This is a genomic window from Streptomyces sp. RKAG337 (genome assembly GCF_023701715.1).
Lineage (GTDB): Bacteria > Actinomycetota > Actinomycetes > Streptomycetales > Streptomycetaceae > Actinacidiphila.
Window position 1 is genome coordinate 339,524 of record NZ_JAJOZA010000001.1, and the last position, 12,634, is coordinate 352,157.

The 12,634-nt window shown below is 68.0% G+C and carries 9 protein-coding genes and 1 pseudogene; 2 read left to right on the forward strand and 8 right to left on the reverse strand.

Annotation, left to right across the window (positions count from 1 at the left end; translation table 11 throughout):
* Positions 1-37: 37 nt before the first annotated feature.
* Positions 38-487 (reverse strand): aspartate 1-decarboxylase, encoded by a 450-nt coding sequence (gene panD / locus LNW73_RS01540; RefSeq protein ID WP_250988534.1) that lies wholly within the window; start codon positions 485-487, stop codon positions 38-40.
* Positions 488-1,098: 611 nt separating this feature from the next.
* Between panD and LNW73_RS01545 the strand changes: the two genes are divergently transcribed.
* Positions 1,099-2,091 (forward strand): helix-turn-helix domain-containing protein, encoded by a 993-nt coding sequence (locus LNW73_RS01545; RefSeq protein ID WP_250988535.1) that lies wholly within the window; start codon positions 1,099-1,101, stop codon positions 2,089-2,091.
* 100 nt (positions 2,092-2,191) lie between these two features.
* Here the strand turns inward: LNW73_RS01545 and LNW73_RS36600 are convergent, their stop codons facing one another.
* Both LNW73_RS36600 and LNW73_RS01560 read right to left on the reverse strand, forming a co-directional pair.
* The gene (locus tag LNW73_RS36600) at positions 2,192-3,655 is read right to left on the reverse strand and encodes a CHAP domain-containing protein (RefSeq protein WP_374118023.1); all 1,464 of its coding nucleotides are present in this window, start codon (positions 3,653-3,655) and stop codon (positions 2,192-2,194) included.
* 188 nt (positions 3,656-3,843) lie between these two features.
* Positions 3,844-4,290, reverse strand: coding sequence for an RICIN domain-containing protein (locus tag LNW73_RS01560; protein ID WP_250988536.1), 447 nt, complete (start codon positions 4,288-4,290; stop codon positions 3,844-3,846).
* Between the two features lie 969 nt (positions 4,291-5,259).
* Here LNW73_RS01560 and LNW73_RS01565 point away from each other — a divergent pair.
* Complete coding sequence (locus tag LNW73_RS01565) at positions 5,260-5,667, forward strand: SgcJ/EcaC family oxidoreductase (protein ID WP_250988537.1); 408 nt, start codon at positions 5,260-5,262, stop codon at positions 5,665-5,667.
* A 238-nt stretch (positions 5,668-5,905) separates the two neighbouring features.
* On the opposite strand, the pseudogene LNW73_RS01570 reads toward LNW73_RS01565, so the two are convergent.
* The 5 genes and pseudogenes from LNW73_RS01570 to LNW73_RS01590 all read right to left on the reverse strand — a co-directional run.
* A pseudogene (locus LNW73_RS01570) lies at positions 5,906-6,394 on the reverse strand (RNA polymerase subunit sigma-70); the annotation flags it as partial.
* Between the two features lie 68 nt (positions 6,395-6,462).
* A complete protein-coding gene (locus LNW73_RS01575) occupies positions 6,463-7,488 on the reverse strand; it encodes an AI-2E family transporter (RefSeq protein ID WP_250979095.1) in 1,026 nt (341 codons plus the stop codon).
* Positions 7,489-7,804: 316 nt separating this feature from the next.
* The gene (locus tag LNW73_RS01580; RefSeq protein WP_250988538.1) at positions 7,805-8,668 is read right to left on the reverse strand and encodes an RNA polymerase sigma factor SigF; all 864 of its coding nucleotides are present in this window, start codon (positions 8,666-8,668) and stop codon (positions 7,805-7,807) included.
* A 207-nt stretch (positions 8,669-8,875) separates the two neighbouring features.
* Positions 8,876-10,606: a thiamine pyrophosphate-dependent enzyme gene (locus LNW73_RS01585; RefSeq protein ID WP_250988539.1), complete on the reverse strand. Its 1,731-nt coding sequence runs from the start codon at positions 10,604-10,606 to the stop codon at positions 8,876-8,878.
* A gap of 94 nt (positions 10,607-10,700) precedes the next feature.
* A complete protein-coding gene (locus tag LNW73_RS01590) occupies positions 10,701-12,275 on the reverse strand; it encodes an FMN-binding glutamate synthase family protein (protein WP_250992770.1) in 1,575 nt (524 codons plus the stop codon).
* Between the last annotated feature and the right edge of the window lie 359 nt (positions 12,276-12,634).

Here is a 12,634-nt window from a genome sequence, read left to right on the forward strand (position 1 = left end):
CGGGCCCGCGCGGGAGCCCTTGCTGCCCGCCGCCCGGCTACGCGGTGGGCAGCGCGATGGCCTGCGCGGTCGAGCTCAGGGCGTGCGGGCCGCGCACGGTCGCACTGCCGGGAACCGGCTCGGACGGATCCGCGCCCAGCGCCACGATCCTGTTGCCCTCGCTGACATGCACGATCTTCGGCTCCAGGGCGCGCGCCTCGGCGTCGTCGACCTGGGCGTAGCTGATCAGGATGACCAGATCACCGGGGTGCACCAGATGCGCCGCGGCACCGTTGATCCCGATCACACCCGACCCGCGCTCGCCCTCGATGACGTACGTCTCCAGCCGGGCGCCGTTGTCGATGTCGACGATGTGAACCAGCTCACCCGGCAGAAGGTCGGCCGCCTCCATGAGGTCGGCGTCGATCGTCACCGAACCGACGTAGTGCAGATCGGCCTCGGTCACCCGGGCACGGTGGATCTTGGACTTGAACATGGTACGCAACATCGAGGCACTCCTGGAGCTAGGCTCCCTGCCTGCGTTTATGCAGGTCAAGGGCAGTTTCCCTACGGTACAACGAGTGGTTCATCAGGCGAGTCAAAGATCATCCGCAGATGACCGTCATCCGTCCCGCCACGACGGGACAAGCTTACGCAACCCCCATCGGGGACCCGATCGAGGCCACCGCTCCCTGACCATGCCCCCGGCCCAGGACAGGCGCAGCTCGGGCTGAAATGCGCACTTCCTGTGCGCCAGCGACGCCGTCTCTCTCGATTTTCCGGCGAGACAACGCAGCCGCCGAATAGCCGTGCGGCGCGAGAATACAGCAGTACCTCCCCGGCTGGTGAAACCGGCATTGGGGCGGGATGTTGACCGCGCCCGTGGGAGTCGCCGCACATGGCTCTCGGCCCGGCGCGCGGGGCAAGGGGCTCTGCCCCGGCGAGGCGCTCTCCGCCCGCGACATCGTCCCATGCCTACATGACAAGGCGAGCAGACCGGCTGTATCGCGGGCGTATCGCAAAACGCATACACCGCCACAACCGTCCTACGTTTTCCATTGGGTGAGCCGTGGAGGAAGACACCACCGGCTACAGGTGCCGCATTTGGAGGAATATTCCATGACCGTACGTCTGCACTTCGGGGATGAGGATTTCGCCCGGATCCGCCTGGCACAAACCCCGGACGCGTTGTGGGAATCGCTGTTGAGCATGCATCTGCTCCAAACGGCCGACGCTTCTTCAGGCGTTGTCCGCTGGCGGCACGGAGTGCGGCAGCGCTTAAGTCCCCGGGTGCGAGAACTGCTGTACCTCGCCCCTCCGGTCGGTTATTCGCCCGACTTCCTGACTCCGACCGCCGGTGAAGCGAGCATCGACATGGGTATCGGTGCGCTCCTTTCGACGCCCTGCCGGCAACTGCGCCGGGATACGGCCGAACTGGCCGCTGGTTCCGTCCCGCTGCCCGAGTCGCTGCGGCCGCTGGCGGACGGCGACAGCGCAGCCATCGAGCACCTGGCGCTGTGCATTCAGGAATATTTCCAGACTGCCGTGGCGCCGTTCTGGATACGGATCCAGTCCCGGTTCGCCGCCGAGAGGGCAGCTCATGTACGGCTCCTCACCGACCTGGACCCGGGCCGCGCACTCGCGGCGCTGCACCCCTGCTTGTCGTGGCAGGATCCCGTCCTTTCCGTCGCGGGTATCGGGGTCGACCGTGACGTGCATCTCGATGGACGCGGGCTGCTCCTACTCCCGTCGTACTTCTGCCGGCGCGCGCCCACGGTGCTCAAGGACCCGGGACTGCCACCGGTCGTCGTCTTCCCCATGAGCCAAGACGGTGTGACAACGGGCGAGCCGACGTTCGCCGAGGCCGGAGACATGGCGCTCGAATCGCTGCTCGGACGCACCCGGGCGCTGATTCTGGGCCTGGCGGCGGGCGGCAGCACGACGACGGAACTCGCGCGCGGCGTCGGGGTGAGCGCCGGGACTGCGAGCTATCACGCCGGAGTCCTGCGCAATTCCGGCCTGTTGACGACCCGCCGCATCGGCAGCGCCGTGCTGCATACGCTGACTCCGCTGGGCCACGCTGTTCTCAACGAGCGGATGTCGACTGCCTGAAGTCTCCGGTCGCTGGCCCGCAGGCGGAGGCCAGTGGTCGATAGCCGACCACCGGCCCCCGCCCCCCGGTCAGATAACACTGGCCAACGCGCTCACAGAGTCAGCAGGTATGGATGTCGTTGCCGTTGACGTCGCGGGCAACGTCATTGCCCTGGCCGCTGAGGTAGTACGCGGAAACGTAGTCCTTGCCGCCGGTGTCCATGTCCGTGTAGAGCCACCAGTGGTTGTAACTGCTACCCGTGCCGACCTGCGCGCCCCACACCTTGCAGAACACATAGTTGCGCCCCGTGTAGAGGGTGCCGTTGTGGTCCCGGCCTGTGGCGCTCTGGAAAGTGTCGACCCAGGACTTGCCGCCACTGTCGTCCCCGGCCCCGCACTCCGGAACGGGGGTTCCCGTCTCGTCCAGTGCCACGTCGTTGCCCTGGCCGCTGAGGTAGTACGCGGAGACGTAGTCCTTGCCGCCGGTGTCCATGTCCGTGTAGAGCCACCAGTGGTTGTAACTACTGCCGGAGCCCACCTGCGCGCCCCACACCTTGCAGAACACATAGTTGCGGCCGGCGTTCAGAGTGCCGCCGTTGTCGAGACCGCCGGCGGCCTGAAACGTACGGACCCAGTACCGGCCGCCGCTGCGGCCGCTTCCGCTGGTGGTGCCGTCGCAGGTGGGTAGGTCCTCGCCGTTCTCGTCCTGGGCGGAGTCGTTGCCCTGGCCGCTGAGATAGTAGGCGGACGTGAAGTCCTGTCCACCGGTGTCCATGTCGGTGTAGAGCCACCAGTGGTTGTAGCTGCTGCCCGTGCCGACCTGCGCGCCCCACGCCTTGCAGAACACGTAATTGCGGCCGGCGTTCAGCCTCCCGCCATGGTCACGGCCGGGTGCGGACGCGAAGGTCTTGACCCAGCTCTTGCTCGTACTGCCGTCGCCGACATCAGGGGCGCCCAGCGGGACATTGTTGGGGATGGCGTTGACGTATCCGTCAAGAGCCTCGGAATTCCCGAACGCGGTACCCGATGAAGAATTGAGGGTATCGAGACGGACCTTCGAAGTGTGGGCGTAGTGGGCCTGTTCGTCACCCTCCGGTCCCTTGGTGTTCTCCTCGCCGCCGACATCTCCGCTGACAATGGTTATCTGACTCCCGGAGACACCGACGACGAGGGCGACGTGGTGCACGACGCCCCTTTGACCGCCGGACGTGTCATGAAAAAGGACCGCGTCACCGAGTGTCGGCGTAAATTTCTCGCCTCCGTACTTGCTCGCGACCTGCTGGAAGCTGCGTGCGGCGGCGTTCAGCCCCTGGGTGTGAAAACCGGCCTGTCCCCACACCCAACTGGCGAAATCTGCGCACCAGTACTCGCCACGGTGCCCGTTGCCGGTGCAGCTGGTGTTGTATCCCGGACTGCACGCCGTGCCCGGTCCGCCGCCATTGACGGTGAGCTGGCTCCTGGCGATGTTGGCGATCTTGTCGACGGGGAAGGCCGGCCGAGCTTGCGCTTGAGGCTGAGGTGCTGCTTCAGCTCGTGGCGCCGGAGCGGTGAGGCAGAAGGCCGCCGTGAGCAGGGCCGTGATCATGACAGCCCACCGGCGTATGACCGATTCTCGATGTTCGACGCTTCTGTGCTCGACGTGCATCGTCGTCCTTCTCTGAGGAGGATGGGGGCGATCCGGCCTGGTACGGGCGGCTGCCTGCCCGCCGCAGAAGTGCGGCGGGCAGCCGCGGTCCCGGTGGGGCCTGGCGGGTCCGGCTTTACGGGGCTGCCTCAGCGCCAGAGCTGGTGGTCGTTCTTTCCACCGGCACAGCCCAAGGTGCGCAGTCCGAACTCGCTGTCGTCCAGGCATTCCTGCGTGGCCTGGCTCTGCAGCGAGATCGAGCTGGCGCGGTGATGGGTCGCTGTCCAGCTCTGTTGCGGTGAGGAGTCGCACCCGCGGGTGGTGAGCGTGCCGCCGTCGTCGTACAGGCATCGACCCGTGGCAACGTTCCGCAGCTGCACCGTGGCGTCATTCCACACGTGCACCCTCCAGTTCTGGAAGTTGGAGCCGTTGCAGCTGTACCCGCGCAGTCCGAACTCGCTGTCGTCCAGGCACGATCCCGTCGCCATATTTCCGTAGTGCTCGACTGCGTCGTTGGCGGCGCGCGGACTGAACGGGCTGGATGCGCTCGCCGACGCGGGTGCGGCCAGCCCGCCGCCCAGCAGGAGTGCGGACATCAGCACGAGGGAAAGCTTCGTGCGCTTTTGCATGGACAAGATAGGCCCTTCGTTTGTGGAGCCGACGCATATGAATGCAGATCTGAATGCGTAGGCGTTTGGGGTCGCTGAAGTACGTGCGGGTGTGTGAGGTCGGGGGCGTGGGTACCTCGGGTCGGCTATGTTCTGGCCACTCAGGCGACCGGGCCACCGGGCCACCGGGCCACCGGGCCACCGGGCTACCGGGCTACCGGGCTACCGGGCTACCAACGCTCAGCCGAGCGGGTCCTATTCAAAGCAATGCGTCAGGTAGGCCATGGTCACCCACCCCGTCACTCCCGTTTCCAGGTCCGTCCCCCGCATCCAGTTGGGGGGATCGCCGGCCCCGTCCTGCATCATGAAGCTCTGGCCCTTGTACGCGAGTCCCACGGTCGTGGAACCCGTACTCGGCTGCGTGTGGATGCGGACACCGTCCCCCGTGAACCGGCAGATCACAGCTTGTGGCGACATCGTCGTCCGGTGAGCCGCAGTGACCTGGAGGGAACCCTCCGGAGCAGCCGCACCGGCCGGAGAAGCCAGCGCTCCGCCGAGCAGGACGGTGGAAACCGTGGCCAGGAGTACCTTCGTGCGCAACGACATACAGTGCCCTTGTCTCGTGGTGTTCGGGGTTGGCGGGATGTCCGACGGGCCGCGATGTGAACGGGTCCGCCCCCGGGTGATGTCGTCCCGGGACATCCCGGACCGGCACCCACGAAGTCCTCACCCGTTACCGCCTGTTGCCAGAATCGCTCGTGCCGTCGACGGCAACAACGCCTTTCGAGCACAGTGGTAGACCGCAGGTCAGCTGCGGGGAGCACCTACGTCGGCGTCATCATCACGAGATCCCGCACGACCGGTGTCTGACGCGAGCGATGAGTTTCAGGACCCCCGCCGGTATGTACTGGTGGGCCTGTCGCAGGCCAGGAGGAATCCCAACACCAGGAGCGAACCATGACCGTGACCCGATCGCACGACGAAGCCGCAATCAAGGGCGTGCTGGAGGGCGTCTACCAGGCATGGGACGCCGGCGACGCCGATGCCTTCGTCGCGGACTACAGGGACGACGCCACCGCGATCCTGCCCGGCTCCTACCGCAGGTCCAAGGAGGTCGTCCGCGAGAACATGGCCGTCGGCTTCGCGTCCTATCTCAAGGGCAGCACGAGCATCGACAAGCTGGACAGCATCCGCTTCCTGGGCGAGAGTGCCGCGGTCGTGGTGAGCGAGACCGGCATCAAGTTCCCGGGCGAGAGTGAGGTCCCCGCCGAGCGCATCGTGTACGCGACCTGGGTGCTCGAGAAGCGTGACGGCGCCTGGCTGGTCGTGGCCTACCACAACAGTCCGGCCGTCGTACCGAGCTGACGCATGACCCCCGCGGTTTCGCGCTGAGGGGACTGCGCTCCGTCCGGTCGGGACGGGGCGCAGTCTGCCATCAGGAGGAATGAGGCGTTCGGCAGCAGCCGCGAGCTACGGGCGGGGCCGCTACGACGAATCTGCCCCGGTCAACTCCTCCGCCAGCCCGAAGGCAGCGAACACCTCGGCGTCCTGGAACACCGTGTTGCGGCTGATCCCAGCCGACGTGACGGTGAACACCCGCACCCAGGATCTCGGCCGACTCCGCCGCGGAGAAGTCCAGGACATCGCGCAGGATCAGCGCGGCCCGCTGCCGCGCCGAAAGGTGCTGGACCGCCGCGACGAACGCCAGCCGCAGCGAACCGCGGTCCACCGCGGCCTTCACCGGGTCCGCCCCGAGCAGCGCGTCCGGAAGGGGCTGCAGCCACGTCACCTCACCACGCACCAACGGCGCGGACGGATCCTCACTGCGGGCCACCAGCCCCGACGGCAGGGGACGCCGGCCCCGACCCTCGAGCGCGGTCAGGCACACATTCGTCGCGATCCGGTACAACCACGTGCGGACCGACGCCCGATCCTGGTCGTACCGGTCCCTCGCCCGCCACGCCCGCAGGTACGTCTCCTGGACCAGATCCTCGGCATCATGGACCGATCCCAGCATCCGATAGCAGTGCGCCAGCAGCTCCGACCGGTACGCGTTGATCCGCTGGTCAAAATCCTCTGCGACGGGCGCCATCGTCCCCCGCCTCTCCGGTGCCACAACTGCAGCGACCCTATCGCCATGGCAGGGCGGGGTTGCCGCGGTCAGGCGGCGTCGAGTTCGGGGAAGACGACTTCGTCGAGGACCAGGTTGACGGCCACGGCGACCGGGACGGCGACGAGTGCTCCGATGATCCCGAGCAGTGCTCCGCCGGCGAGGACCGCGACCACGGTGACGAGGGGGTGGACGTCGACCGCGTAGCGCATCGCCCGGGGCATGATCAGGTAGTCCTCCAGCAGGCGGAAGGCGATGTAGAAACCCGCGGTGGCGACCGCGACCGGCCAGGACACCGAGAGCGCCACCAGGCTCACGACCACGCCCGCGATCGTTGAGCCGACCATCGGGATCATGTCCATCACCGCGGTGAACACTCCCAGTGCCGCCGCGTACGGGACGCTCATCGGTGCGCACCACGCGAACGTGGCCACTCCGGCAATCGCGGAGGTGGCCACGTTGCCGAGCATGAACCGGCCGATGCGCACCAGGATCTCCTCGGTGATCTCCTGGGTGCGGGCGCGGCGGCTGCCGGGGACCAACTGGTAGAAGAAGCCTTTGATGGCAGGCATGCTGGCCATGAAGTACACCGTCAGGGTCACGACGACGGCGGTCGCGGTGAGGGCGCTGACGACGTACAGGCCGGCGCCCAACAAGCCACCGAAGATGCTGGATCCGCCGCCGGAGCCGATCTGGGTCTTGGCCTTGTCCGTGAGGTGGTAGCGGTCCTCCAAGCGGCCCAGGGTCGATTGGTGGTCGTGCAACTGCTGCAGCCAGCCCGGCACCGCATGGATGAGCGCTTCCACTTCGGTGACCACCGGGGGGACGACCACGGCGAGCAGGCCCGCCACGATCAGGAGCAACACGGCGCACACGATCAGCACCGCCCGCCCGCGCCGGTGCCCGCGCGCCACCAGCCACCCGACCAAGGGTTCCAGGCTGACCGCCAGCAGGAACGCCAGCACCACCAGCAGCAGCACCTGACTGGCCCGGAGCACCGCCTGCGCGACCTGCCACGCCAGGAACGCCCCCAGCGTGAAGGTGAATCCGGCGACGAACCAGGACCTGCGCCGCATGCCCCGCACTTTCGGGGCCGCCGGCCCCGAAAGTCCTGGTGCTGGTGGTATTTCGACTGGGTCCTGTGCGGGCCCGGATATCGACGACATGATCTGCCCTCTGCTTTCTGCAACCCGCGGGGCATCGTCATCACCGCAGGGCGGTCCCCGGCGGTCTGCCACACACCCACCGCGAAGACATCACGGCCAACCGGTCGACTTCCCCCTCGGCACCCTTCCAGACGTGCGGCGAAAGGCCCGCCTCGCGCGATGCGGGGCGGGCCTGTGTGATCTCGGAGGGGCGGGCCTGCGTGATCTCGCGGCTACGGGAGCGGAATCAGGTGGTGGCCTCCGCGAGCATTCCTTGCCGCAAGCGGTCCAGGACCTTGGTCAGGAGTCTGCTGACGTGCATCTGGGAGATGCCGAGCTCGACGCCGATCTGCGCCTGGGTCATCTCGTCACCGAAACGCATCTGCAGGATGCGCAGGTCGCGCTCGCCGAGCTGGGCCATCAACGGCTTGAGAACGTGCAGGTCCTCAACCCCTTGCAGGGCGGGGTCGAGGTCCCCGAGCCGGTCGACCAGACCACCGCTGTGGTCGTCGTCCTCGGTGGTGGTCATCTCCAGGGATCCGGCGGTGTAGCCGTTGCTGGCCACCAGGCCCTCGATGACTTCCTCGGTTGTCAGACCCAGGAGCTCGGCGAGCTCCGCAGCGGTCGGGGCGCGGTCCAGGCGGGTCGCGAGTTCCTCGGTCGCCTTGGCCAGCTCCAGACGCAGTTCCTGCAGGCGGCGCGGCACATGCACGGCCCAGCTGGTGTCCCGGAAGAAGCGCTTGATCTCCCCGGTGATGTACGGGATCGCGAAGGTGGTGAACTCCACCTCACGCGACAGGTCGAACCGGTCGATCGCCTTGATCAACCCGATCGTGCCGACCTGCAGGATGTCCTCGGACGGCTCGGGCCGGTTGCGGAAGCGGCGGGCGGCGAACTTCACCAACGACATGTTCAACTCGATGAGGGTGTTCCGCGCGTACTGATAGTCGCGCGTACCCTCCTCCAGTTCCTGCAGCCGGTCGAAGAAGATCTTCGACAGATCCCGGGCGTCCTTCGGAGCGACCTTCCCGGCATCCTCCACCCAGGGCAGGTCTGCCACCGTCGCGACGTGAGTGGTCGCGGAGACTATCGCTGCGGATGCGGTGGCCATGAGTTGACTCCCGGGGTTCGGTGGCTGCCTGACGTGCTGAGGCTGCGGATACCCGATACCGCCCTAGCCATTCCTGTCGCACGCCGAACATCTGTTCCGATATGCATTGCGGCACGTGGCGCGCACGGACGCCAACGGCCGTACTGCGCCATTGTGAAGGCGACTGCCCATGGCTGAAGGGACGGCGGGGTGCGGCCGGCCCGACGGTCAGCCTTCGTGGCTCTGCAGGAGTTCTTTGACCTTCGCGATGGCGAACCCCCAGCCCTGCTGGACGGTCGGCTTTCCGGGGACGGCGACTTCCTGGGGGTTGGTCAGTACATCGAGGAGGACCGGCCCCGGGGTGGCGAAGGCTCGGCGGACGCTTTCGGTGAGGGTGTCGGGGTCGGTGACGCGAATGCCGGTCAGTCCGAGGGCGGTGGCCACCGCGGCGAAATCGGGGTTGTCGAGTTCGGTGCCGAACTCGGCGAGGCCGGCCTGTTCCTGTTCGAGCTTGACCATGCCCAAGCGGCGGTTGTCGAAGACGACGAGCTTCACCGGCAACTGGTAGGTCTTGATGGTCATGAGGTCACCGAGCAGCATGCTCAGTCCGCCGTCGCCGCAGAACGCCACGACCTGACGGCCCGGTGCCCACAGCTGTGCGCCCATCGCCTGGGGCATGGCGTTGGCCATGGAGCCGAGGTTGTAGGAGCCGATCAGCCGGCGGTCACCGTGCATGGTCACGAAGCGGGAGAGCCACACGGTGGCCATACCGGTGTCGGAGGTGAAGATCGCGTCGTCGTCGGCGCAGGCGTCAATCGCGGCCGCCAGGGCTTCGGGCCGGATGTCGTGGTCGGGGTTGTCCAGGGCGCTGCGCAGTCGTCCGGTCCAGTGCTTGGTGTCGTGGGCGGGTTCGGCCAGGCGCTGCTGGCCGGTGCGCCAGCCGGCGAAGTGCTCGCGTGCGGTGTCGAGGTGCGCACGGTCGGGTTTGGCGTCCAGGTGGGGCAGGAGGGCGCGCAGGGTGGCTCCGGTGTCGCCGGCCAGTCCTGCGTCGATGGGCACCCGCCGCCCGAGGTTCTGTTCCTGGGTGTCGATCTGGACGACGCGGCAGCCGGTGGGGTACCAGTCGCGGTAGGGGAAGTCGGTGCCGAGCATGAGCAGGGTGTCGCACTCGTCCAGAGCGCCGGCGGCAGCCGGGTTGCCGATCAGGCCCGTCTGGCCGACCTGGTAGGGGTTGTCGCCCTCGAAGCCCTCCTTGGCCTTGAGGGTGAGCACCATCGGCGCGCCGAGGTGCTCCGCCAGGGCCAGGACTTCCTCGCGGGCGTCGCGGGCGCCGCGTCCCACCAGCAGGGTCACCTTGGACGCCGCGTTGATGATCTCGGCCGCCTGCAGGATGCCGGGCTCGTCGGGGCGGGTGAGCTGGCGGGTCCGGGGGAAGCGGGCGGGACGGTCCTGCGTCAGCTCCTGATCGCCCAGGTCGCCGGGCACTGTCAGGACCGCTACCCCGCCGTGGCCGATCGCGGCGCGTACGGCGGCCTCGAGCAGGCGGGGCATCTGGTCGGGTGAGGTGACAGTGGCACGGTAGACGGCGACGTCGCGGAACAGCAGGTCGTTGTCGACCTCCTGGAAGTAGTCGCTGCCCATCTCGGCCAGCGGTACCTGTCCGGCGATGGCCAGCACGGGAGTGCGGCTCTTCGCCGCGTCGTAGAGGCCGTTGAGCAGGTGGATCGCGCCAGGGCCGACGGTTCCCATGCACACCCCCAGGTTCCCGGAAAGCTGGGACTGGGCGCTCGCAGCGAACGCGGCGGCCTCCTCGTGGCGGCACCCCACCCACTCCAGACCATCAGTGGTGCGGATGGCGTCCGTCAGCGGATTCAGCGCGTCGCCGACCACGCCGAAGACGTGACCGACCTCCAGCTCCTGCAAGGCGTCGATGATCACACGGGCCACAGTGCGTGCCACGGGAGGGTCCTCCGGTTCGTCAAACGGTCGAGCAGGGAAGGGAGCGGGCAAGGAAGCGGGCGAGCAGGGAAGCGGGCGGGCAAGGCCGGCCGGTTCAGACGGTGAAGCGGTCAGGGTCCGCGGCTTTCCAGTCCGCCGCCCAGGACTCCGGCGCCTGGTGGATCAACTCGCCCGGTGCCAGGGGCGGGTACAGCTCGGTGTACGAGCGGATGGTGACGGGGTCGATGCGGCGGCGCAGCATGTGCGGCGCCAGGTCGGAGGGTTCGTCCACGCCCATCGAGGCCATGATCTGCAGGGCGCTCTTGACGGTGGCTTCCTGGAAGCGCTGGACCCGCCGCGACTTGTCGCCGACATCCAGGGCCCGGGCCCGGCGCGGATCCTGGGTGGTCACCCCGACGGGGCAGGTGTTGGTGTGGCACCGCTGGGCCTGGATGCAGCCCACCGCGAACATCATCGCCCGGGCGGCGTTGGTGTAGTCGGCCCCCTGAAGGAGGCGCTTGACCAGGTCACTGCCGGTGGCGACCTTTCCACTGGCCCCGATCTTGATCCGGTCCCGCAGGCCCGTACCCAGCAGGGCCTGGTGCACGGTGGTCAGACCGTCCGTCAGGGGCATACCCAGGTTGTCGGCGAACTCCAGGGGTGCGGCCCCGGTCCCGCCCTCGGCACCGTCGACGATGATGAAGTCCGGGGTGACGCCCTCGTCCAGCATCGCCTTGCACACCGCCAGGAACTGGCTTCGGGAGCCGACGCACAGCTTGAAGCCGGTCGGCTTGCCGCCGGAGAGCTCCCGCATCCTCGCCACGAAGGCCACCAGTTCACGCGGGGTGGAGAAGACCTGGTGGTAGGGCGGGGAGATCACGGTCTTCCCCTGCGGAACACCGCGGACCTGGGCTATCTCCGCGTTGACCTTGGCGCCGGGCAGCACCCCGCCGATTCCGGGCTTGGCCCCCTGGCTCAGCTTCAGGGACACGCACCGCACCTGCTCGTGCGCGGCCTTGTCGGCGAACATCGCCGGGTCGAAACCGCCCTGCTCGGTGCGGCAGCCGAAGTACCCGGTACCGATCTCCCAGACCAGGTCTCCGCCCGGCCGCAGGTGGTACTCCGACAGGCCGCCCTCACCGGTGTCGTGGGCGAAGCCGCCCAGCGCGGCGCCGGTGTTCAACGCGAGGATCGCGTTCGACGACAGTGAGCCGAAGCTCATCGCGGAGACGTTCAGCAACGCCATCTCATAGGGCTGACCGCAGTCCGGGCCGCCGACCCGCACCCGCGGCACATCCGTACGCACCGGGTGCGGGGCCATCGACGGGACCAGGAACTCGCTTCCCGTGGCGTACAGGTCCTGCTCCGTGCCGAAGGGCTCCTCGGCGTCGGTGCCCTTGGCACGCTCGTAGACGATGCTGCGGGTGTCGCGGTCGAAGGGCCGGCCGTCCACGTTGCGTTCCACGAAGTACTGCTGCAGCTCAGGGCGGATGCCCTCCAGGGCGAACCGCAGATGACCCAGCACCGGATAGTTCCGCAGCACCGAATGCCGCCGCTGCACCAGATCCCACACCGCAAGCACCAGCAGAGCCGTCAGCGGTCCCCCGGCACACCACCACCACGGCGAGACCACCAGCGCCAAAGCGGCACCGGCGACAGCGACACAACCCAGCAACGCGACCCACAGCATCCTCAGCACACCACGCGCCTACCCCGATCGCGCAGATCAAGCGGTTCCTGTGGGGCTGCTTCCGAGCCGGCCGAGTTCACCCCTGTCAGGCCTTGCCTGATGAAGGGCGGCGTGGATCAGTCGGCGCTGACAGCGGATGCGCTGGGCGAGGAGGTCACCGGCATGCCCGGACCATTGGCCGGGCGGGGCGGGAGGGCTCTCTGCCGCCCTGAGCAGGTCGGGCCGCGGACGACGACTGGGTGACAGCGGCGGGGCGGGCGCACGGGGTCCCCCGATGGATCGTCACGTGCTGATAATGAGGTGAGGTGAGGTGGGCGGGCCCGGGTGGCGAAGCCCGGACCCGCCCACCACCTCGGAGC

Coding starts and splice junctions, on each gene's coding strand:
- panD (WP_250988534.1), bottom strand. CDS start 487: ATGTTGCGTACCATGTTCAAGTCCAAGATCCACCGTGCCCGGGTGACC.
- LNW73_RS01545 (WP_250988535.1), top strand. CDS start 1,099: ATGACCGTACGTCTGCACTTCGGGGATGAGGATTTCGCCCGGATCCGC.
- LNW73_RS36600 (WP_374118023.1), bottom strand. CDS start 3,655: ATGATCACGGCCCTGCTCACGGCGGCCTTCTGCCTCACCGCTCCGGCG.
- LNW73_RS01560 (WP_250988536.1), bottom strand. CDS start 4,290: ATGTCCGCACTCCTGCTGGGCGGCGGGCTGGCCGCACCCGCGTCGGCG.
- LNW73_RS01565 (WP_250988537.1), top strand. CDS start 5,260: ATGACCGTGACCCGATCGCACGACGAAGCCGCAATCAAGGGCGTGCTG.
- LNW73_RS01575 (WP_250979095.1), bottom strand. CDS start 7,488: ATGCGGCGCAGGTCCTGGTTCGTCGCCGGATTCACCTTCACGCTGGGG.
- LNW73_RS01580 (WP_250988538.1), bottom strand. CDS start 8,668: ATGGCCACCGCATCCGCAGCGATAGTCTCCGCGACCACTCACGTCGCG.
- LNW73_RS01590 (WP_250992770.1), bottom strand. CDS start 12,275: ATGCTGTGGGTCGCGTTGCTGGGTTGTGTCGCTGTCGCCGGTGCCGCT.